This is a genomic window from Actinomadura sp. GC306 (assembly GCF_004348665.1).
In the GTDB taxonomy this organism is placed as follows: Bacteria; Actinomycetota; Actinomycetes; order Streptosporangiales; family Streptosporangiaceae; genus Spirillospora.
Genome location: NZ_SMKM01000101.1, coordinates 1 through 20,625, shown reverse-complemented (window position 1 = coordinate 20,625; position 20,625 = coordinate 1). Strand labels below are relative to the sequence as shown.

Below are 20,625 nucleotides of genomic sequence, written 5' to 3'. Positions count from 1 at the left end.
CCCCCAAACGGGCCGCCCCGCTCCCCCGCCAGAAGGAACCCGACAGGGCGGTCAGCGCCGCCGGTACGGATCAACTGTCGGGATGGGCATTGTTGATCACGACGGTCTCCCCCATGACGAGGTAGTAGACGGTGACGTCATCGCGGGTGACGGTGTAATGCGCGTGTTCCAGATCCTCGATGCCGAGCGGCTTGGCATCTGGTGGGATCGGGTCGCTCAGCAACGACATAATCACCAACTGGATCGCGGTCCGGTAATGGGGCGCCATGCTCGCGATCTGGAGCCGCAGGCTTCGGGCGACGACCAGGTGATCAGGCAAGCCAGTCCCCCGAGGCGACCTGTTCGCGGGTGTAGACCTCGTAGCCGGGTGGGGTCTGGCCAGCGTCCAGATACGGCTTGATGCGGCCCGCCTCCTGGTCGGCGAGCCTTGCCGCACGCTCCCGGCGCAACTGCTGAAGCTCCTGCCATTCCTGCTCGGTGATCAGCACCACGGGGTCCCGGCCGTTCTTGGTGATGCGAGGATGTGCCCTGCCGTGGACCACGGCGGCGTGCATATCACCGAGGCGCTGGCGGGCCTCCTTGATCGGATACGACTCCATGCCTCGGATCATAGTGTGCAGAGTGATAGAAGTGCACAAGGTGTACACCTTGTACATCAACTCGCCCCCATGGTGGGGCACCGAGCTGGGTCAGGAGATGCGGTCGATCAGGAGGGGATGGAGGGACGGGGTGCCGCCGATTTCGTAGGCGCCTTCCAGGGACTCCAGGGCTCGGGGGAGGCGGGTCTCGTCGTCGGTGTGGAGGGTGAGGAGGGGTTGGCCTTCGGTGACCGTTTCGCCGGGCTTGGCGTGGCAGATGATGCCGGCGGCGGCCGAGACCGGGTCCTCCTTGCGGGCGCGGCCCGCGCCTAGGCGCCAGGCGGCGACGCCCACCCCGTAGGCGTCCAGGCGGGTCAGGACGCCGGACGACGGCGCCGTGACCGTGTGGGTCTCGCGGGCCGTTGGCAGCGGGGCATCGGGGTCGCCGCCCTGGGCGGTGATCATGCGGCGCCAGACGTCCATGGCGGAGCCGTCCTTCAGGGCGTCGGCCGGGTCCTTCGACAGGCCCGCGGCGGCGAGCATCTCGCGGGCCAGGGCCAAGGTCAGCTCGACCACGTCGGACGGGCCGCCGCCCGCCAGGACCTCGACCGACTCGGCCACCTCGACGGCGTTGCCGACCGCGTTGCCGAGGGGGCGGTCCATGGCGGTGAGGAGCGCGACGGTGCGCAGGCCGTGGTCCTTGCCGATCGCGACCATCGTCTCCGCGAGTTCGCGGGCGTCGTCCGCCGTCTTCATGAACGCGCCCGAGCCGACCTTGACGTCCAGGACGAGCGCGCCCGTCCCCTCCGCGATCTTCTTCGACATGATCGAGGACGCGATCAGCGGGATCGACTCGACCGTGCCCGTGACGTCGCGGAGGGCGTAGAGCTTGCGGTCGGCGGGGGCGAGGCCGCTGCCCGCCGCGCAGATCACCGCGCCGGCGGAGCGCAGCACGTCCAGCATCTCCGCGTTCGACAGGGACGCCCGCCAGCCGGGGATCGACTCCAGCTTGTCGAGCGTGCCGCCCGTGTGGCCGAGGCCGCGGCCCGACAGCTGCGGGACGGCCGCGCCGCACGCGGCCACGAGGGGCGCCAAGGGCAGGGTGATCTTGTCGCCGACGCCGCCGGTCGAGTGCTTGTCGGTGGTCGGTCGGTCCAGGGACGACCAGTTCATGCGCTCGCCGGAGCGGATCATCGCCTCGGTCCAGCGGGCCACCTCGGGACGGGTCATGCCGTTCAGCAGGATCGCCATGGCGAGCGCCGCCATCTGCTCCTCGGCGATCGTGCCGCGGGTGTAGGCGTCCACCGCCCAGTCGATCTGCTCGGGGGTCAGCGCCCCGCCGTCGCGTTTGGCGCGGATGACATCGATGGCGTCCACGTGATCAGGCTCTCTCGATCAGGTCGTCGGGGCCGAAGGCGTCCGGCAGGACGTCCGACATGGGCAGGATGCCGCGAGGGGTCTCCAGCAGCATCGGGGCACCGCCGTGCTCCCAGAGGAGCTGGCGGCAGCGCCCGCACGGCATCAGCGGGTTCCCGTGCCGGTCGACGACCGCGAGCGCGACCAGGCGGGGACGTTCCGACTTGCCCGGCCCGTGCAGCGCCGACACGACGGCGCACTCGGCGCAGAGCCCCACCCCGTACGAGGCGTTCTCCACGTTGCAGCCGGTGATGACGCGGCCGTCGTCCACCAGGGCCGCGGCCCCGACCGGGAAGTCCGAGTACGGGCAGTACGCGCGCGTCATCGCCTCGCGCGCGGCGTCGCGCAGGGCGGGCCAGTCGATCTCCATAAGCCCCTACCTTTCTGGGGAACCGCCTCCCCAAACCCCGGGGAGTCCGGGTGCGTTGACTTGCGGCGTGTTGTTGTTATCCGGCGCGTCATAACAACAACACGCCGCAAGTCAACGGCTAGCGGGCTTCGCCTCTGCGGTAGCGCAGGCCGTTGGCCGCGGGCATGCGCAGGCGCTGGCTGGCCAGAGCCAGGACCAGCAGGGTCGTCAGGTGCGGCGTGAACGAGACCAGCTCGCCCGGAACCGCCTCGCTCAGCAGGAACCAGGTGAGCAGTCCGAGCGCCGCGACCAGCGACAGGACGCTGCCGAGGTAGGCGTTGCGGACCTCGCGGCGTCCCGCCTCGGTGACGATCTGCGGGCGCAGCCGGCCCGCCCGCACCGCCTGCCAGACCGCGACGCCGATCAGCAGGATCGCCACGAACAGCAGCAGCGCGTGGACGGCCTGCCCCCCGCCGCGGACGTTCATCGCGTCGGTGTAGCCGAACAGCAGCGACCCCGCGGCGAGGCCGCCCGGACGCCAGTTGCCGAAGATCATCGCGGCGAGGCCGATGAAGCCGCGGCCGTTGGTCTGGCCGTCCTGGTAGAGGGGCGCGGCGACGGTGACGAGGAACGCGCCGGCGAGCCCGGAGAACGCGCCGGAGATCGTGACGGCGGCGTACTTCATCCGGTACACCTTCACGCCGAGCGACTCGGCGGCGTACGGGTCCTCGCCGCAGGAGCGGATCCGCAGCCCGAACGGCGTCCGCCACAGGATCAGGAACGTCAGCGGCACCAGCAGCAGCGCGACGAGGGTCAGCAGCGACACGCCGCTGGTCAGCCCGCGCAGGATCCCGGCGAAGTCGGACAGCACGAACCAGTGCCGCTGCTCCAGCGACCCCAGCCAGTCGGGGCTCTGCCAGCCGCCGATCTTCCCGCCGGACAGCACCGGCATCGTCAGCGTCATGATCGGATCGACCGGCGGGGACTGCCGGGGGCCGCCGCCCAGCGCCTTCGCCTCGCCGGTGTCGAACAGCAGCCCGGCGAGGAACTGGGTGAGGCCGAGCCCCAGGATGTTGATCGCGACGCCGGACACGATGTGGTCGACGCCGAACGACACGGTCGCGATGGCGTGCAGCAGCCCGCCGAGGGCGCCGCCGAGGATGCCGACCGCCACGCCGATCCACGGGCCCCACTGGTAGCCGGCCCAGGCGCCCGTCCAGGTCCCGAGGATCATCATGCCTTCGAGACCGATGTTGATCACGCCGGAGCGCTCCGACCAGAGCCCGCCGAGCCCGGCCAGGAAGATCGGCACGGCGAGGCGCAGCGCGGCGCTGACCGTCCCGCTGGACGTCACCGGCTCCGCGTCGTCGATGACGCGGACCAGCGACAGCAGCACCAGCAGCCCGGACGCGATCAGCATGTAGTGCGGCCAGCGCAGCCGGCGCCCGCCGTTCGCGGGCTTCTTCACGGCCGCCGTTTCGGTCGCGACGCTCATGAACGGCTCCCCGTGGACTCGCGGGCCAGGTCGTGGCCGGTGGCCAGTTCGGTGGCGACGGCGCGCTGCTGCAACCGGATCTCCCAGCGGCGGACGAGCTCGTACACGATGACGACGGTCAGCACGACCACGCCCTGCATGACCCCGACGATCTCCTTCGGCACGTCCACCGACTGGAGGACGTCGGAGGTCTGGTCGAGGAACGCGAACAGCAGCGCGGCGAGCGCGATGCCCACCGGGTGGTTGCGGCCGAGCAGCGCGATCGTGATGCCGGTGAAGCCGAGCCCGGCCGGGAAGTTCAGCGAGTACTCGTGCGACGCGCCGAGCAGCTCCGGCATGCCGATCAGCCCGGCGACCACGCCGGACGCGACCATCGTGTAGACGATCATGCGCCGGGCGTCGACCCCGCTGGCCTGCGCGGCGGACGGGGACAGCCCCGAGATCCGCAGGTCGAACCCGAACCGGGTCCAGTTGATCACGACCCAGAACACGATGCCGACGACGATCGCGAGGGGCAGCAGCCCGTACACCTGGCCGGGCAGATCGATGCCGATCGCGGACAGCGCGCCGTTCAGCGGCCCGACCCGCCCGCTCTCCGGGATCTCCGGGGTCGCGACGTTGTTGCTGCCCGGCCGGACCTCGGCGAGCCGCTGGTCGTTGAGCAGGTAGGCGATCAGCCCGGTCGCGATCGCGTTCAGCATGATCGTGGACAGCACCTCGCTGACCCCGCGGGTCACCTTCAGCACCCCGGCGATCGCGGCCCACAGCCCGCCGACCGCCATCGCCGCGACGATCACCAGCATCTGGCCGAAGGGCGCGGGCAGCGTCACCGCCCCGCCGACCACCGCGGCCATGAACGCGGCGAGCCGGTACTGGCCGTCCACGCCGATGTTCAGCAGCGCCATCCGGAACCCGATCGCCACCGCGACCGCGGACAGGTAGTAGCGGGTGGCGCGGTTGACGATGTCGACGATCGAGTTCTCGGTCGTCCCGTAGTCGATCATCGCCTGGATCGAGCTGAACGGGTCGGCGCCGGTGATGCGCAGCAGGCCCATCGTGATGACGAGCGAGATCGCCAGCGCGAGCAGCGGCGCGCCGATCTTCAGCGCCAGCCCGGTCGGGCCGAGCCCCCGCAGGATCGCCTTCCACGCCGGGACGGCCTCCGGGCCGGCGTCCTTCCCCGGCCGTTCGGGCACGGCACCGCCGTCCTTGCCCGGCTTGCCGGCCTTCGCCGGGTCCCGGGGTTCGCCGCCCGCCGCTTCCTCGGCCGCGTCCTGGGCGCCGGTGCCCGGGTCCGCGGGCTGCTCCGGCTTCGCCGGGTCCTGGGCGGTGCCGTCCGCGTCCCGCGGGTCCTGGGGGGTGTCGTCGTTCGGGGTGGTCATGCGGTGGCTCCGGCGCCGGTCATCGCGGAGCCGAGCTCCTCGGGGGTGACGGTCCGCGGGTCGACCTCCGCGACCAGCCGGCCCCGCAGGATCACGTGCAGGGTGTCGGACATACCGATGAGTTCCTCAAGGTCTGCGCTGATCAGCAGCACGGCCAGCCCGTTCGCGCGGGCCTGCCGCAGGTACTCCCAGATGGCGGCCTGGGCGCCGACGTCGATGCCGCGGGTGGGGTGCGCGGCGATCAGCAGGCTCGGCTCGCCGGACATCTCCCGGCCGACGATGAGCTTCTGCTGGTTGCCGCCCGACAGCGCGGCGGCGGGCACCTCGATCCCCGGGGTCCGCACGTCGTACTCGCGGACGATCCGGGTCGTGTCGCGGCGGGCGCCGCGCCGGTCGACCCAGGGGCCGCGGACGTTGGGCCGCCGGGTCTGGTGGCCCAGCATCCGGTTCTCCCAGAGCGTCCCCTCCAGGACGAGCCCGTGCCGGTGCCGGTCCTCGGGGATGTAGGAGATCCCGGACTCGCGGCGGCGCCGGGTGCTCCACTGGGTGATGTCCGCGCCGCCGAACTCGATGGTCCCGGCGTCCGCGGACCGCATTCCCATGATCGTCTCGATGAGCTCGGTCTGCCCGTTGCCCTCGACGCCCGCCAGCCCGACGATCTCGCCGCGCCGGATGCGCAGCGCGACGTCGTCCACCACGGGACGGCCCTCGGGCGTCAGCACCGTCAGCCCGCCGATCCGCAGCTGGACGTCGTCGGTGACGGTGGACTCGCGCAGCTCCGGGGTCGGCAGCTCCGACCCGACCATCAGCTCGGCGAGCTGTCGGGAGGTGACCTCCGCGGGGTCGAGCCGGGTCGCGACCGTGGTGCCGCGCCGGATCACCGAGATCGTGTCGGCGACGGCGAGCACCTCGTCCAGCTTGTGCGAGATGAACAGGACGGTCAGCCCCTCGGAGCGCAGCTCGCGCAGGTTGCCGAACAGCTCGTCGACCTCCTGCGGGACGAGCACCGCGGTCGGCTCGTCCAGGATCAGCACGCGGGCGCCCCGGTAGAGCACCTTGAGGATCTCGACGCGCTGCCGCTCGCCGACGCCGAGCTTCTCGACCCGCACGTCGGGGTCGACGCGCAGCCCGTACGCCCGCGACATCTCGGTGATCTTGGCGCGGGCGGCGGCGAAGTCGATGCGGCCCCGGCGCCACCCCTTGCCGCGGGGCTCGGCGCCGAGGACGACGTTCTCCAGCACGGTCAGGTTGTCGGCCAGCTTGAAGTGCTGGTGCACCATGCCGATGCCGCGGCCGATCGCGTCGGCCGGGGAGCGGAAGGAGACCTCCTCCCCGCCGACCTCGATGGTCCCCTCGTCCGGCCGCTGCATCCCGTAGAGGATCTTCATCAGCGTGGACTTGCCGGCGCCGTTCTCCCCGCACAGCGCGTGGACCTCGCCGCGCTCGATGACGAGGTTCACGTCCCGGTTGGCCACCACCCCGGGGAACCGCTTGGTGATCGATGTCAGCCGTACGGCCGGCACCTGGTCGGGCACGGGACCCCTCCTCCTCATCGGCCGGCGTACCGCGCTGCGGACGCGCCGCCGGGACGCCACGGAAAGCGGCGCGCCTCCGGCGGTGCCGCGTGCTTGAACGAATGCGCGAAAAGCCCGGAATCTGCGTGCGCCGGGCGGGACGCCGTCGTGCCGCGCGCACCGGACGTCACCGCGGAGGCGACATCCGGTGCGCGATTACGGCTGGACCGGAACGGCGTCACGGCGCCGTGCCGGCGTCCCCTGATCCGGCGTCAGGGCTTCTCCGGAACCTTGATCTCGCCCGAGATGATCTGCGCCTTGAGCTCTTCGAGCTTGGGCTTGATGTCGTCGATGTGGCCGCCCGAGGTGGCGTAGCCGACACCGTTGCTCTTCAGGTCGTAGATCTTCGAGCCGGCCTGGAACTTGTTCTCGTTGACGCTCTGCACGAAGTCGAAGACCGCGACGTCCACGTTCTTCACCATGGACGTGAGGATCTGGTCCTTCACGCCGGCCACGGCGGGCTGGTTGTACTGGTCGGAGTCGACCCCGATGACCCACTTCTTGTCGGCGCCGACGGTCTTGATGACGCCGATGCCGGCCGCGCCCGCGGCGTGGTAGATGACGTCCGCGCCCGCGTCGAGCTGGCCCTTGGCGGCCTCGTTGCCGAGGCTGGTGTCCTGGAAGCCGTTGAAGTTCGGCGGCTGTGTCAGGTACTTCGCCGGGAGGATCTCGATGTCCGGCTTGACCTTCTTCGCGCCCGCCTCGTACCCGGCCTGGAACCGCTGGATCAGCGGGACGTTCACGCCGCCGATGAAGCCGATCTTGCCGGCCTCCGACTTCAGCGCGGCGGCGGCGCCGACCAGGTAGGAGCCCTCCGCCTCGGCGAAGCAGGCCGCGGCGACGTTCGGGCCCTCGACCTTGCAGCCGTCGGCGTCGATGACCAGGAACTTCGTCTCCGGGAAGTCCTTGGCGACCTTGTTGACGGCGGCGGTGTAGGCGAAGCCGACCCCGATGATCGGGTTGTGGCCCTGGTTCGCCATCAGCCGCAGCCGCGACTCCTTGTCGGCGTCGGACTCGTCGGGCTTGGCCGAGATCTCCTCGGTCTCGACGCCCAGCTCCTTCTTGGCCCGGTCGAGCCCGGCGGCGGCCGAGTCGTTGAACGACTGGTCGCCGCGGCCGCCGATGTCGAAGGCGAGCCCGACCTTGATGGTGTCCTTGTCGCCACCGCCGGTGTCCGCCTCCTGGCCGCCGCACGCGGAGGCGGCGAGCGTGAGCGCCGCACCCGTCACGGTGACGAGCGTCATTTTCAGTCCACGGCGCAAGGTTGCGCTCCTTCCGTTCCCCACCCACGGTCCGGGGCCGTACCGGCCACCGAAATCGATCGGACGCTACCCCGCGAAAGCGGGCAAACCTCCCGCTTGCACCGATTCGCAATCGGTCCGTTACCAATGCGTACGCATATCGCCACAGGTCAGCGCGTCCGGTCAGCGTGACCGGTCAGCCGGGCAGGGCAGCCGGACAGGGCGGCACAGGCCGGTCACACGGCAGAACGACCGCGACCGGCGGGCCGCGCGGGGAACGGCGGGAGGCGGGTGAGCGGAGTAAGGGGAGCGGGTCAGGCGAGCGCGGCGCCCTCGATCGCCTCGGGGTCGCCGGGGCGGCCGCCCTCCCACAGCGCGGTCAGCGCCGTGGCGCTGAGCACCCGCACGCCGACCGCGACGCACCGCTCGTCGACGTCGAAGTCGCCGCGGTGCAGGTCGTACTCGGCGGGCGAGCCGGGGGTGCGGACGCCGAGCCGCGCCAGCGCGCCGGGGATCGACTCCAGGTACCAGCCGAAGTCCTCGCCGCCGAGGCTCTGCGGGGTCGGGACGACGCCCTCCTCGTCGATGACCTGCGCGGCGGCGTCGCGGAACATCTGCACGCTGGCCGCCTCGTTCACGGTCGGCGGGACGCCCCGGACGTACTCCAGCGACGCCTCCACGTCGTAGGCGGCGGCGACCGACTGCAGCAGCGCCTTCATCATCTCCGGGGCGCGGTGCCACGCCTCGTCGTCCAGGCAGCGGACGGTGCCCTCGGCGATCCCGTCGTCGGGGATGGCGTTGGCGACCGAGCCGGCCGAGACCCGCCCCCACACCAGCGACAGGCTGGAGCGCGGGTCGACGCGCCGCGACAGCGCCGACGGCAGCTCGGTGACGATCTTGGCGAGCGCGTACACCAGGTCGGCGGTCAGGTGCGGCCGCGCGGTGTGCCCGCCCGGCCCGGTGACCTTCACGTACACCTTGTCGCAGGCCGCGGTGATCGGGCCGGTGCGCAGCCCGAGCTGGCCGACCTCGATGCGCGGGTCGCAGTGCAGCGCGAACGCGCGGTCGACGCCGGCGATGCCGCCGGCGGCCATCACGTCCAGCGCCCCGCCCGGGGTCTCCTCGGCGGGCTGGAACAGCAGCCGCACCCGGCCGGGCAGCAGTCCCGCCTCGGCCTGCTGCTGCAGGAACAGGCCCGCGCCCAGCACCATCACGGTGTGGACGTCGTGGCCGCACGCGTGCGCGACGCCGGGGACGGTCGACCGGTACGGGACGTGCTCCTTCTCGTCCTCCAGCGGGAGCGCGTCGATGTCGGCCCGCAGCGCGACCGTGGTGCCGTCGGCCGGGCCGATGTCGCAGAACAGGCCGGTGCCGCGCGGCAGGATCCGCGGCTCCAGGCCGGCCGCGCGCAGCCGCTCGGCGATCTTCCGGGTGGTGCGGTGCTCGGAGTAGCCGAGCTCCGGGTGCCGGTGCAGGTCGCGGCGGAGCGCGATCAGCTCGTCCTCGTGCGCGGTGAGGAACTCGTCGAGCTGCGGCTTCAGCACGGCGCCGCCGAGCACGTCGGACCCGGCGGACGCGGCGCCGACGGCCGGGACCGCCCGGACGATCCCGCCGGTGCCGGGCCCCTGCGGCACGGCCGGCGCGTCCTCGGCGGCGGCCAGGTCGTCGGTGACCGGCATGTTCTCGCGCGCCGGCACGATCCTGGACGGCGGGGGCGCCCCCGCGCCGCGGCGCTCGTCCCGGCCCGCGGAGCCCGCGGGCCCCGGGGCGGCGGGTGTTTCAAGGCCGGGCATCACCCCGGGTCCCGGGTGGGTCATCTGCGCCCCCTGCGCGACGGCGGAACCGGTGGGCCGCCGCCCTGTGGTCTCGTCCATGGTCGTGTTCGCCTGTTCCCCGGGACCGTCCCGGCGTTCGCGGCCCGCTCCGGAAGGGCCGGGCCGGCCGCGTCCGCGGGTGCCGCCTTCGGGGACGGCGCGTCCGGGGCCCGCGGCGCCGGGCTGCCCGCCCGGGGCGGCCGGTTCCTCAGGATCCGGCATATGCGACCTCCCCCAGTGTGACGAACCTGTCCTCCGCCAGCTCGGTGACCGCCGCGTCGACGATGTTCTCCAGCGTCCCGCCCTCGGCGCGGATCGCGCGCTGGCGCTCGTACGGGGCACCGTGTTCGAGGACCTCGCCGGCGACCTTCAGCTCCTCGGCGCAGCCGAGCCGGTCGGCCACCGGCTCCAGCTCCCTGACCAGCTCGTACAGGTCATCGCGGAGCGGCGCGGTGTTGCCGGTGTCGTCGGTGATGACGTTCGCGTCCAGGCCGTACCTGGTCGCGCGCCACTTGTTGTCGCGCACCACCCAGGCCGCCGGCCGCGGCAGCGTGTAGCCGCGGTCGAGCTGCTGCTCGAACAGCGTCACCAGACTCTGGCACAGCGCCGCCGCCATGCCGACCTCCCGCATGGTGGGGATCCCGTCGAACATCCTGATCTCGACCGTGCCGAAGTCGGGATGCGGGCGGATGTCCCACCAGACCTCCTTGATGCTCCGTATCGTCTGCGAACGCAGGAGCGTGTCCATGTAATCCTCGAAGGCCGCCCAGTCGTCCAACAGGTGGGGAGGTCCGGCCGTGGGCAGCTGGCCGAAGACGATCGCCCTGCAGGACGCGAGGCCGGTGTCGCTGCCGCTCCAGAACGGGCTGGACGCGGTGAGCGCCAGGAAGTGCGGAAGGTAGGACGAGAGCGCGTTGACGATCGGGATCGCCTTGGCGCCGTCGGAGACGCCGACGTGCACGTGAACGCCGAACGTCTGGATGCGCCGGGCCAGCCACTGCATCTCCTCGATCAGCTCGGCGTAGCGCCGCATGGGCGCCATCACGGCGTCCCGCCAGTCGCTGATCGGGTGGGTGCCGGTGCAGGCGAGCGCGATGTCGCGCTCGGCGGCGGCGGCCCGGAGGGCGGCGAGGGTCCCCGCGAGGTCGGCCTTGGCCTCGCCGACGGTGTCGCAGATTCCGGTCACCACCTCGACCGTGGACTCCATCAGCTCGTGCCGCAGGCGGGGGTTGTCGCCCTCCTCGCTGAGGGAGGGCAGTGCGGCGAGCACCTCGCGTGCGTCCTGCCGCAGGTGCCTGGTCTCCGCGTCGACGAGCTGGATCTCCCACTCGATCCCGAGCGTGGTCCCCTTCGATGCGTTGAAGTCAATGGCCACGGCCAACCTCCGTCCACAATCCTTGCAGGTCGTTGCGTGGCACGTGGCGCAATTCAGCCAGCGGGTCCCTAAGCCTGGACAAACGCCGGTCCAGGTCACGTGTTCGCTCCATGATGGCGCCCGCGCCCACGACCCCGCCGGGTCTCCATGCCCTTTGCGGATCAATTGACTCATGCGGACGGTCGGTTAACACGGCCGGGCCATACCTTTCGGTCATCGATCTTCGCTGCGGCACCACCCGATCGAACTAGTCAGTCCGTCCCAAAATACCGCCGATGACGGACTGTGACCGGTACCGGGTGTCCGTTATCTCCCAGTGTGACCCCTCCTGCCCCTTCGGTAACTTCCGTCACGAGCTTGCCGTCTTCGCGGTCGGGTACCCCTTCGCCGGATAGGTCGCCTAGTCTTTCGGGGGTGTCATGGGCGTCCAGCGCATGCGCGCCGGGAGCGAGCGTGTTCTCGCGGAAACGAGGAGCGTCGGAAGCTTGCGAGCAGAGCGACCAGGGCGGCCCGGTGCCCGCCGCGCCCTGACGGTGTTCACGGTCCCCCTCACCGCGGCGGCGCTCGCCGCGGCACCCGTCCTCGTCGCCGCCCCCGCGGTCGCCGAGCCGCGCACCGCACCCGGCACCGCGCACCGCACCGCGCCGCCGGCCGCACCGCAGAGCGCCCCGCAGAGCGCACCGTCCGCCGAGACCGTGGGCGGCCCGCAGCTCGCCGGCCGCGGGCTCGTGGTGAACCAGGCCCCCGGCATCCCCGCGCCGCCGCGGATCAAGGCCGCCTCGTACCTGATCGCGGACGCCGACACCGGCGACGTCCTCGCCGCCAAGGACCCGCACGGGCGGTACCTGCCCGCCAGCACCATCAAGACGCTGACCGCGCTGGCGCTCGTCCCCAAGCTGGACGCGAACCACCTCGTGCGGCCGTCGCAGCAGGCGTGCGACGTCGAGGGCACCAAGGTCGGGATCACGCCCAAGATGAGCTACAAGGTGTCGGACCTGTTCCACGCGCTGATGATGATGTCGGCCAACGACGCGGCCGTGGCGCTCGCCGAGGCCAACGGCGGCCTGGAGAAGACCCTCGCCGACATGAACGCCGAGGCGAAGCGGATCAACGCGCGCGACACGCGGGCCGGGTCGGTGAACGGGCTGGACCGCGACCTCGGGCTCAGCGTCCGCACCCAGCACACCTCGGCGTACGACCTGGCGCTCATCCTGCGCGAGGGCATGAAGAACCCCGACTTCCGCACCTACGTGCAGGCCATCGACCACCGCTTCCCCGCCCCGCCGACGAAGAAGGAGCGCAAGAGCGGCAAGAAGGTCGGCGGCTACCCGATCCACACCCACAACCGCATGCTGCCGGGCGAGCGCGCGGAGTACCCGGGGATGCTCGGCGGCAAGAACGGCTACACGATCGCCGCCCAGCAGACCTTCGTCGCCGAGGCGCGGCGCGGCGGGCGCACCATCGTCGTCTCGCTGATGAAGGCCGACCGGCCGCCGTCCCAGTACGCGGCCGAGCTGCTGGACTGGGGCTTCGCCGCGCACGGCAAGGTCGAGCCGGTCGGGGTGCTCGTCTCCCCCGGCGACACGACGCAGGCCAAGAAGGACGCCGGCTCCGGCGGGGTGCTGCCGGACGCGCCGCTCGCGTCCGACGACACGTCGCGGATGTGGCTGCTCGTGGGCGGCGGCGCCGTGGGCGCCCTGCTGGCGGTCGCGGTGCTGTACGCGGTCCTGCGGCGCCGCCGGTTCGACCGGTCGCTGCGCCGGTAGGAGCCGCCTCCGGGCCTATGCCTTGCCGGCCTGGGCCTTGTCGCCCTCGGTGTCGTCCTCGGTGCCGTCCCCGGCAGCTGGATCCGGCTCGTGCCTCTCCGGCTCGTCCTTCGGCTCGTGCCCGGTCAGCGCGGCGATGCTCGCCGCGTCCGCGATGTTGTCCGGGTCGGCGGCGTCGGCGGTGAGCACGACGCGGCGGGTCGCCGTCCACGCGGCGACGAACAGCGCGAACCGGGACGCGATGTTGATCCACACCATCAGCCCGACCAGGACGGCGAAGGTGCCGTAGACCGGGTTCTCCGTCACCCGCGCCAACAGCAGCGCCGCGATCTGCTTCAGCACCTCGAACCCGGCGGCGCCGAACAGCGCGCCCCGGATGATCCGCCGCCAGGGCGCCCGGGTGCCGGACAGGCGGGTGAACAGCGCCAGGAAGATGACGGTGTTGAACGCGATCGCGCAGGCGATCGACAGCAGCCGCAGCCCGGTGCCGGCGCCCGGCACGTCCTCCAGGCCGATCCAGCCGAGGACCGCGCTGGTCGCGGACGTCGTGACCGACGACACCGCGATGCCGCAGATCAGCATGACGCCGAGGAACGCCAGGACGCCCACGTCCCAGAGCCGCTTGACGAAGAAGTTGCCGCCGCCGGTCGGCTCGTTGCCCCAGATGTCGCGGAGCGACTCGCGCAGCACCTGCACCCAGTTCTGCCCGGTGATCAGCAGCGCGGCCAGGCCGATGATCCCGACCGCCGTCTTCGACTGGGCGATCTCCTCCACCCGCAGGTCGTCGGCCAGGCCGGGCAGCAGCGAGTTGACCGCCCGCACGAAGTAGTCGCGCGCCTGCGCGCTGACCCCGACGAGGTAGCCGAGCAGCGAGTACGCCAGCGCCAGCAGCGGGAAGAACGACAGGAAGGCGTAGCAGGTCAGCGCCGCCGCGAGCCGGTCGCCGCGGCGCTCCTGGTAGCGCTCGAACGCCCGGATGTGGTGGTCGAGCCAGTGCCAGCGGGCGCGGGCCTCGCCCAGCCGGTCCTTCGCGCCGGCGAACAGCGACTCGGTCCGCCGCTGAACCCCCTCGATCGCCTGACGCATGGACGCAACCTACCCGGCCGGCGCCCCGCGATGCGGCAGACGGTAATCAATCCCTAAACGCGGCGTTGCCCGCCCTCGCCGAACACGAAGTCGTACCGGGGGCGCCACACCTCGTCGACGCCGTGCTCGTAGAGGGAGAACCCCCACACGTCGAACTCGGCGCTGTAGCCGGCGAGCTCCTTGAACGCCCGGTCCATGACCTCTTCGGGCAGGTGGTGGGCGATGGTGACGTGCGGGTGGTACGGGAACGGCAGCGGCCGGGCCAGCGGGCCGGACAGAACCTTCGCCTGGAGCCGCTCGCAGCCGCCGATCCCTTCGGCCAGCGCCACGAAGACGACCGGGGAGACCGGACGGAACGTTCCGCTGCCCCGCAACTTGATCTGGAAGGGCCGCTCGGTGCGGGCGACGTCCCGCAGGTGCTCCACGACGGCGCCGAACTCGTGCTCGGGCAGCTCGGTCGGCGGCAGCAGCGTGATGTGGGTGGGGATCGCGTGGGCGAGCGGGTCGCCGAAGGACGCGCGCTTGGCCTGCAGGAGCGCGCCGTGCGGATCGGGGATCGGGATCGCGACACCGATCGCACGGACTCCGCCGCCGCGGACTCCGCCGCCGCCGGCGCCGCTCGCGGCGGGCCCTCCCCCAGGGCCCTCCGCGGCGTCGTCGTGTGGCGCGCGGTCAGCTACCACGTCCCACGAATCCCACCCGGTCGCGCACGACATCCATCGTCCGCGCGGCGACCTCGGACGCGCGTCCCGCGCCGTGGGCGAGGACCCGGTCGAGCCGGGCCTCGTCGTCCAGCAGCTTGAGGGTGCGCTCCCGGATCGGTGTGAAGGTGTCCAGGACGAGCTGCGCGAGGTCCTTCTTGAACTGCCCGTAGCCCGCGCCCTCGTACCGGCGTTCCAGGTCGGCGACGGAGGTGCCCTCAAGGGCGGAGTAGATGCGCAGCAGGTTGGTGACGCCGGCCTTCTTCTCCTCGTCGTAGACGACCTCGGAGCCCGTGTCGGTGACCGCGCGCATGATCTTCTTGCGCATCGGGCCGGGCTCCTCCAGCACGTCGATGATGCCCTGCGGCGAGGAGGCGGACTTGCTCATCTTCGCGTCCGGCTCCTGCAGGTCGGTGATCTTCGCGGCGCCCGGCGGGATGTGCGCCTCCGGCAGGACGAACGTCTCCCCGAAGCGGTGGTTGAAACGCTGCGCCAGCGTGCGGGTCAGTTCGAGGTGCTGCCGCTGGTCCTCGCCCACGGGGACGCGCAGCGCCCGTCCCTCACCCTCACCCGGCTCAGGCGAGTACAGCAGGATGTCGGCGGCCTGGAGGATCGGGTACGTGAACAGGCCGACGGTCGTCCCGCCGGTCCCCTGCTTGGACGACTTGTCCTTGAACTGGGTCATGCGCCCCGCCTCACCGAAGCCGGTGAGGCAGCTCAGCACCCACGCCAGCTCGGCGTGCTCGGGGACCTGGCTCTGCACGAACACAGTGGCGCGGTCGGGGTCGAGGCCCATCGCGAGGAGCTGCGCGACGGCGACCTTCGTGCGGCGGCGCAGCGTCGCCGGGTCGTGCTCGATCGTGATCGCGTGCAGGTCGACCACGCAGTAGTAGGCGTCGTGCGTGTCCTGCATCGAGACCCACTGCCGCAGCGCGCCCAGGTAGTTGCCGAGGTGGAACGAGTCGGCGGTGGGCTGGATGCCGGACAGCACGCGGGGCACGGCCCCGGCGGCGTCGGCGGCGGCTGGGGTGCTGGGCGCTTCGGACATGTGCACGGACCGATTCTCTCAGGTGGCTGCGGAGGCTCCGCCGCCGGTGGCCCGGCTCGGGGCGGGGCCGGGGGCCCGGCCCGCCGGGGAGCCGGTGGCGGCGTCGCCGGTGGCCGCCCGCGGGGTCGCGGGCGGGGTGCCGGGCGGCGCCGTGGCGGCCTGCGGCGTCACCCGCGGCATGACGCGCACGCGCGCCACCCGCCGCCCGTCCATCCGGGCCACCGTGAGCCGGCGGCCCCCGGCCTCCACGGAGTCGCCCTCGGCGGGCACGCGGCGCAGCGCCGCCATGATGTGCCCGGCGACCGTCTCGTAGGGGCCGGCGGGAAGCCGGATGCCGGTCTCGGCGGCGAAGTCGTCCAGGTTGAGCAGGCCGTCGACCTCGACCACGCCGCCGTGCAGGCGCCGTGCCTGCGCGTCCTGGACATCATATTCGTCGCGGATGTCGCCGATGAGCTCCTCGACGAGGTCCTCCAGCGTGACGATCCCGGCGACGCCGCCGTACTCGTCCATGACGATCGCCAGGTGGCAGCCCTCGCGGCGCATCTCCGACAGCACGGGCAGCACCCGCTTGGTGGACGGCAGGAACTTCACCGGCCGCACCAGCTCGCCCACCGGCACGTCCCGCGCGGGCCGGTCCGGGCCGTCCGGCGGGTCGGGGACGAGCAGGTCGCGGATGTGCACGAAGCCGATCACCTCGTCGTGCGAGCGGCGGCAGACGGGGAACCGGGAGTGCGGGCTGGCCGCGGCGATCCGCGCGGCGGCGGGCAGCGGGAGCGCCGCGTCGAGGAACTCCACCTCGGTGCGCGGGACGAGCACCTCCCGCAGCGGCCGCTCCCCCGCCGCGAACACCTCCCCGATGAGCGTGCGCTCGTCCGCGGTGAGCTGGGTGTTGGCGGCGATGAGCGCGCGCATCCGCTCGGCGGTGATCTCCTCGCGCAGCGCGGCGGGGTCGCCGCCCGACAGCCGGACGACGAGGTCGGTCGAGCTGGACAGCAGCCGTACCAGGGGGCGCGCGACCCCGCGAGGCGGCCGCGGCGGCGTCCGGTCCATGCGTTCAGCCTTCCCCGTCCGGCGTTCCGGATAGCCTGGGCGGGCCCCGCCGTATCCGAAACTCTCGTCGTGGAGGTCCTTTCGTGAAGCTTCTCGTCACCGGAGGCGCCGGTTACATCGGCAGCGTGGTCTCCGCTCTGCTCCTGGAGGCGGGGCACGAGGTCGTCGTCCTGGACGACCTGTCAACGGGGCATGAGGACGCCGTCCCGGACGGCGCCCGGCTCGTGCGCGGCACCCTGCGCGACACCGCCGCGGACGTGCTCGGCGGCGCCGGGTTCGACGCCGTGCTGCACTTCGCCGCCAAGTCGCTCGTGGGCGAGTCGGTGGAGAAGCCCGGCCTGTACTGGGACAAGAACCTCGGCGAGTCGCTGGCGCTGCTGGAGGCGATGCGCGTCGCGGGCGTGCGGCGGATCGTGTTCTCCTCGACGGCCGCGACCTACGGGGAGCCGGAGTCGACGCCGATCCTGGAGACCGACCCGGCCCGGCCGACCAACCCCTACGGCGCGTCGAAGCTCGCCATCGACACGACGCTGGCCGAGTACGCGCGGCTGCACGGGATCGGCGGGGTCTCGCTGCGGTACTTCAACGTCGCGGGCGCCTACGGGCGGCAGGGCGAGCGGCACGCCGTGGAGACCCACCTCATCCCGAACGTGCTGAGGATCGCGCAGAGCGACGGCGAGTCCGTGCGGCTGTTCGGCGAGGACTACCCGACCCCGGACGGCACCTGCGTCCGCGACTACATCCACGTGCTCGACCTCGGCCGCGCCCACCTGCTGGCGCTGGACGCCTGCGAGCCGGGCCGGCACACGATCTACAACCTGGGCAGCGGCACCGGCAGCTCCGTCCGCGAGGTCGTCGAGGTGTGCCGGGAGGTCACCGGGCGGGAGATCCCGGTCGAGGTGTCGCCGCGCCGCCCCGGCGACCCGGCGGTGCTGGTCGCCTCGTCCGAGAAGATCCAGGCCGAGCTCGGCTGGAAGCCCGAGCGCGACCTGCGCACCATGGTCGACGACGCCTGGACGTTCCTGCGCTCGCGATGACCGGCCCGCAGGCCCTCGCCGACGCGTTCACCGGCGCGTTCCGACGCGACCCGGACGGCGTGTGGCACGCACCCGGCCGGGTCAACCTGATCGGCGAGCACACCGACTACAACGACGGCCTGGTGCTGCCGTTCGCGCTGGGGCTCGGCGTCTCGGTGGCGGCGGCCCGGCGCGATGACGGCGTGGTCGAGGTGCGGTCGCGGCAGGCCGCGGCCGCGGTGACCGCCCCCGTGGACGGCGGGCCGGTCGTGTCCGAGGGATGGCCGCCCGACCGGGCGTGGGCCGCGTACCCGGTCGGGGTGGCGCGGGTGCTGCGCGAGCACGGGACGGGCGGCGCGTCCCTGCTGATCGACTCCGACCTGCCGCAGGGGGCGGGGCTGTCGTCGTCCGCCGCGCTGGAGTGCGCGACCGCGCTCGCGCTGTGCGACTTGCACGGCGTGCAGATCGACCGGCCGGAGCTGGCGCGGCTGGCGCAGCGCGCCGAGAACGAGCAGGTCGGCGTCCCGTGCGGGCTGATGGACCAGGCGGCCTCGCTGCTGTGCACGGCGGGGCACGCGCTGATGCTCGACTGCCGCAGCGGCCTGTCGGCGCAGATGCCGTTCGCGCCCGCCGACTCCGGCATGACGCTGCTGGTCGTCGACACGCGCGCGGCGCACGCACTGGCGGGCGGCGAGTACGCGCGGCGGCGCGCCGAATGCGAGGAGGCCGCGTCCCTGCTCGGCGTGGCCGCCCTGCGCGACGTCAAGGACCTCGGCGGCGCCCTCGGGACGCTCCGCGACCCGGTGCTGCGACGCCGCGTCCAGCACGTCGTCACCGAGAACCACCGGGTCGAGGCCACTATCGGGCTGCTGCGCGCCGGAGCCGTCCCCGAACTGGGCGCGATGCTGAGCGCCTCGCACCTTTCACTGCGCGACCAGTTCGAGGTCTCCTGGCCCGAGGCCGACACGGCGGTCGGCGCTGCGCTGGGCGCGGGCGCGCGCGGCGGACGGATGGTCGGCGGCGGGTTCGGCGGCTCGGTGATCATCCTGACCCCCACCGACCGCTCGGACGGGGTCCGGGACGCCGTCGCCGCCGCCTACGCCGAACGCGGCTGGGAGCCGCCGGAGTTCCACGAGGCGGTACCGTCCGACGGCGCCCGCCGCGTCACTCCTTGAGGGCGTTCCTGATGCTGTCGCGCATTCGGGTGGCCTCTTGGGCGGGGCCGGGCTGGTCCAGGGCGGCGAAGCCGTCCGCGGCGGCGTCCGCGTGCGCCGCCGCCTCCGGCAGCCGCCCGAGGCGGGCCAGCACCCGCGCCTGGTCGAACGAGACGGCCGCCGCCTCCCACCGGGCGGGCTCGTCGTCCGGCGGCAGGCCCGCCAGCGCCGCGCGGGCCGACTCCATGGCGGTCGCGGCCTCTTCGGCCTCGCCGGACCACATCAGGGACATCGCGGCGCGGCGGCGGGCGCGGACCACGCCGTAGGGGTCGCCGGCCTTCTCGTGCGCCTCGGCCGCCGCCGCGAACCGCTCGGCCGCCTCCGCGTCCCGGTCGAGGCCGGTCAGCACGCCGCCGGCCTCGTCGAGGAAGTACGCGACCGCGCGGTGGTCGCCCTCGGCCGCGGCGTCGTCCGCGAGGGACGCGAACGTCGCGGCGGCGTCCGCCTCGTCCAGTTCCTTCTGCGCCTGCGCGAGGATCAGGCGGCAGCGCCGGCCCGCGTCGTGTCCGGTCAGCGCGGGCAGCGCCTCCTCGGCGGCCTCCGCGGCCTCCAGGGCGCGCTCCGCGGACAGGTACGCGGCGGCGAGGTCCACGCGCAGGTGAACGGCCTGCTCGTGCAGGCCCTCGGCGGTCCAGCCCGCGATGGCCTCGGCGAGGTCGGCGGCGGCGTCCGCCGGGCGGTCGGCCGCGAGCAGGGCGAGGCCCCGCTCGGAGTGGGCCGCGGCGCGCATCACGGGATCGGCGGGCCGGGCCGCGACCACCTCGTCCAGCAGGGTGAGCGCCTCCTCCGCCGGGCCACCCTCCCGCCGGGCCAGGACACGGGCGAGCAGCAGCATCGGCGTCGCGGCCTCCCCCATGCCGCCGGACGCGCGGGCGGCCTCCACCGACCGGCGGAGCGCCGCGGCGGCGTCGTCCGTCTCGCCGCTCATCAGGAGCGACTGCCCGCGCAGGAACCACAGCTCGCCCGCCCGGTCGGGGGCGTCGGCCGGGTCGACGCGGTCGAGGGCGGCGAGCGCCTCGGCGGGACGATCCTGCTCCACGTGCACCGACGCGAGCCGCAGCAGCGAGCCGGTGGCGTCGCCGTCGTCTGTGGGGTGGCTCGCGAAGTGGTCGACGGCGGCGGTCATCTCCGCAAGCCCGCGCGGGTCGCCCAGCTTGGCGTGCATCGCGCCGAGCCGGCCCAGCGCGCGGTGGCGGCGCGTCTCGTCGCCCAGCTCGGCGAACAGCCGCGCCGCCTCCTCCCAGATCGCCGCGGCTTCCTCGTCGGCACCGTCCAGGGCGTGTTCGAGGCCCCGGCCGTCCAGGCGGCGGGCCGTCTGGAGCGGCGTGGGCTCCGCCGTCTCGGCGAGGACGTCGAACCGCCGCCACGCGGCCAGCACGACCTCCATGCCCTCTCGCCGGGTGCGGTGCTTGTCGGCTATGTCCAGCAGCTCTTCGAGGTCGTCCACGGAATCGACGTCCGTCTGCGGCGCGGCCTTCGGCTCCGGGGCCGCGCCGCAGACGGACGTCGATTCCGTGGAC

The 20,625-nt window shown here is 73.0% G+C and carries 17 protein-coding genes and 1 pseudogene; 3 read left to right on the top strand and 15 right to left on the bottom strand.

Annotation, left to right across the window (positions count from 1 at the left end):
• Window positions 1-70: 70 nt before the first annotated feature.
• The 10 genes from E1200_RS16365 to E1200_RS16320 form a co-directional block, all read right to left on the bottom strand.
• Window positions 71-319 carry a hypothetical protein gene (locus E1200_RS16365; protein ID WP_131952884.1) on the bottom strand — a complete coding sequence of 83 codons (249 nt, stop codon included), beginning with the start codon at window positions 317-319 and terminating at the stop codon, window positions 71-73.
• Window positions 312-599, bottom strand: coding sequence for a type II toxin-antitoxin system Phd/YefM family antitoxin (locus E1200_RS16360; RefSeq protein ID WP_165950333.1), 288 nt, complete (start codon window positions 597-599; stop codon window positions 312-314). Before E1200_RS16360 ends, E1200_RS16365 begins: the two co-directional genes overlap by 8 nt.
• Window positions 600-689: 90 nt before the next feature.
• A complete protein-coding gene (locus tag E1200_RS16355; protein WP_131952882.1) occupies window positions 690-1,955 on the bottom strand; it encodes a thymidine phosphorylase in 1,266 nt (421 codons plus the stop codon).
• A gap of 4 nt (window positions 1,956-1,959) precedes the next feature.
• Window positions 1,960-2,364, bottom strand: a complete 405-nt coding sequence (locus E1200_RS16350) for a cytidine deaminase (protein ID WP_131952881.1) — start codon at window positions 2,362-2,364, stop codon at window positions 1,960-1,962.
• A 118-nt stretch (window positions 2,365-2,482) separates the two neighbouring features.
• Window positions 2,483-3,838, bottom strand: a complete 1,356-nt coding sequence (locus E1200_RS16345; RefSeq protein WP_131952880.1) for an ABC transporter permease — start codon at window positions 3,836-3,838, stop codon at window positions 2,483-2,485.
• On the bottom strand, window positions 3,835-5,220 hold the full coding sequence (locus E1200_RS16340) for an ABC transporter permease (protein WP_243708608.1): 1,386 nt from the start codon (window positions 5,218-5,220) through the stop codon (window positions 3,835-3,837). Before E1200_RS16340 ends, E1200_RS16345 begins: the two co-directional genes overlap by 4 nt.
• A complete protein-coding gene (locus tag E1200_RS16335; RefSeq protein WP_243708607.1) occupies window positions 5,217-6,755 on the bottom strand; it encodes an ABC transporter ATP-binding protein in 1,539 nt (512 codons plus the stop codon). The genes E1200_RS16340 and E1200_RS16335 overlap by 4 nt, the downstream gene beginning before the upstream one ends.
• 251 nt (window positions 6,756-7,006) lie before the next feature.
• Window positions 7,007-8,038, bottom strand: coding sequence for a BMP family ABC transporter substrate-binding protein (locus E1200_RS16330; RefSeq protein ID WP_243708606.1), 1,032 nt, complete (start codon window positions 8,036-8,038; stop codon window positions 7,007-7,009).
• A gap of 311 nt (window positions 8,039-8,349) precedes the next feature.
• On the bottom strand, window positions 8,350-9,579 hold the full coding sequence (locus tag E1200_RS16325; RefSeq protein ID WP_131952887.1) for an amidohydrolase: 1,230 nt from the start codon (window positions 9,577-9,579) through the stop codon (window positions 8,350-8,352).
• A 478-nt stretch (window positions 9,580-10,057) separates the two neighbouring features.
• On the bottom strand, window positions 10,058-11,224 hold the full coding sequence (locus tag E1200_RS16320) for a glutamate--cysteine ligase (protein ID WP_131952877.1): 1,167 nt from the start codon (window positions 11,222-11,224) through the stop codon (window positions 10,058-10,060).
• Between the two features lie 485 nt (window positions 11,225-11,709).
• On the opposite strand from E1200_RS16320, the gene E1200_RS16315 reads away from it, so the two are divergent.
• Complete coding sequence (locus E1200_RS16315) at window positions 11,710-12,990, top strand: serine hydrolase (protein WP_243708605.1); 1,281 nt, start codon at window positions 11,710-11,712, stop codon at window positions 12,988-12,990.
• A gap of 15 nt (window positions 12,991-13,005) precedes the next feature.
• Here E1200_RS16315 and E1200_RS16310 read toward each other — a convergent pair whose 3' ends face one another.
• The 4 genes from E1200_RS16310 to E1200_RS16295 are packed head-to-tail and all read right to left on the bottom strand — an operon-like array spanning window position 13,006 to window position 16,875.
• A complete protein-coding gene (locus E1200_RS16310) occupies window positions 13,006-14,076 on the bottom strand; it encodes a YihY/virulence factor BrkB family protein (protein ID WP_131952876.1) in 1,071 nt (356 codons plus the stop codon).
• 53 nt (window positions 14,077-14,129) lie between these two features.
• Window positions 14,130-14,759 carry a 2'-5' RNA ligase family protein gene (locus E1200_RS16305; RefSeq protein ID WP_243708604.1) on the bottom strand — a complete coding sequence of 210 codons (630 nt, stop codon included), beginning with the start codon at window positions 14,757-14,759 and terminating at the stop codon, window positions 14,130-14,132.
• On the bottom strand, window positions 14,749-15,825 hold the full coding sequence (gene trpS, locus E1200_RS16300; protein ID WP_131952885.1) for a tryptophan--tRNA ligase: 1,077 nt from the start codon (window positions 15,823-15,825) through the stop codon (window positions 14,749-14,751). The genes E1200_RS16305 and trpS overlap by 11 nt, the downstream gene beginning before the upstream one ends.
• Before the next feature lie 18 nt (window positions 15,826-15,843).
• A complete protein-coding gene (locus tag E1200_RS16295; protein WP_207933379.1) occupies window positions 15,844-16,875 on the bottom strand; it encodes a hemolysin family protein in 1,032 nt (343 codons plus the stop codon).
• Between the two features lie 83 nt (window positions 16,876-16,958).
• On the opposite strand from E1200_RS16295, the gene galE reads away from it, so the two are divergent.
• Together galE and galK are read left to right on the top strand one after the other, a co-directional pair.
• Window positions 16,959-17,912: a UDP-glucose 4-epimerase GalE gene (galE, locus tag E1200_RS16290; RefSeq protein WP_131952874.1), complete on the top strand. Its 954-nt coding sequence runs from the start codon at window positions 16,959-16,961 to the stop codon at window positions 17,910-17,912.
• On the top strand, window positions 17,909-19,066 hold the full coding sequence (galK, locus tag E1200_RS16285; RefSeq protein WP_131952873.1) for a galactokinase: 1,158 nt from the start codon (window positions 17,909-17,911) through the stop codon (window positions 19,064-19,066). The genes galE and galK overlap by 4 nt, the downstream gene beginning before the upstream one ends.
• Here the strand turns inward: galK and E1200_RS33730 are convergent.
• A pseudogene (locus E1200_RS33730) lies at window positions 19,056-20,625 on the bottom strand (hypothetical protein); the annotation flags it as partial. The gene galK and the pseudogene E1200_RS33730 overlap by 11 nt on opposite strands.

Bases quoted from the DNA above. Each gene is read 5' to 3' on its own strand.
- E1200_RS16360 (WP_165950333.1), bottom strand. From the start codon at position 599: ATGGAGTCGTATCCGATCAAGGAGGCCCGCCAGCGCCTCGGTGATATG.
- E1200_RS16350 (WP_131952881.1), bottom strand. From the start codon at position 2,364: ATGGAGATCGACTGGCCCGCCCTGCGCGACGCCGCGCGCGAGGCGATG.
- E1200_RS16345 (WP_131952880.1), bottom strand. From the start codon at position 3,838: ATGAGCGTCGCGACCGAAACGGCGGCCGTGAAGAAGCCCGCGAACGGC.
- E1200_RS16340 (WP_243708608.1), bottom strand. From the start codon at position 5,220: ATGACCACCCCGAACGACGACACCCCCCAGGACCCGCGGGACGCGGAC.
- E1200_RS16330 (WP_243708606.1), bottom strand. From the start codon at position 8,038: ATGACGCTCGTCACCGTGACGGGTGCGGCGCTCACGCTCGCCGCCTCC.
- E1200_RS16310 (WP_131952876.1), bottom strand. From the start codon at position 14,076: ATGCGTCAGGCGATCGAGGGGGTTCAGCGGCGGACCGAGTCGCTGTTC.
- trpS (WP_131952885.1), bottom strand. From the start codon at position 15,825: ATGTCCGAAGCGCCCAGCACCCCAGCCGCCGCCGACGCCGCCGGGGCC.
- E1200_RS16295 (WP_207933379.1), bottom strand. From the start codon at position 16,875: ATGGACCGGACGCCGCCGCGGCCGCCTCGCGGGGTCGCGCGCCCCCTG.
- galK (WP_131952873.1), top strand. From the start codon at position 17,909: ATGACCGGCCCGCAGGCCCTCGCCGACGCGTTCACCGGCGCGTTCCGA.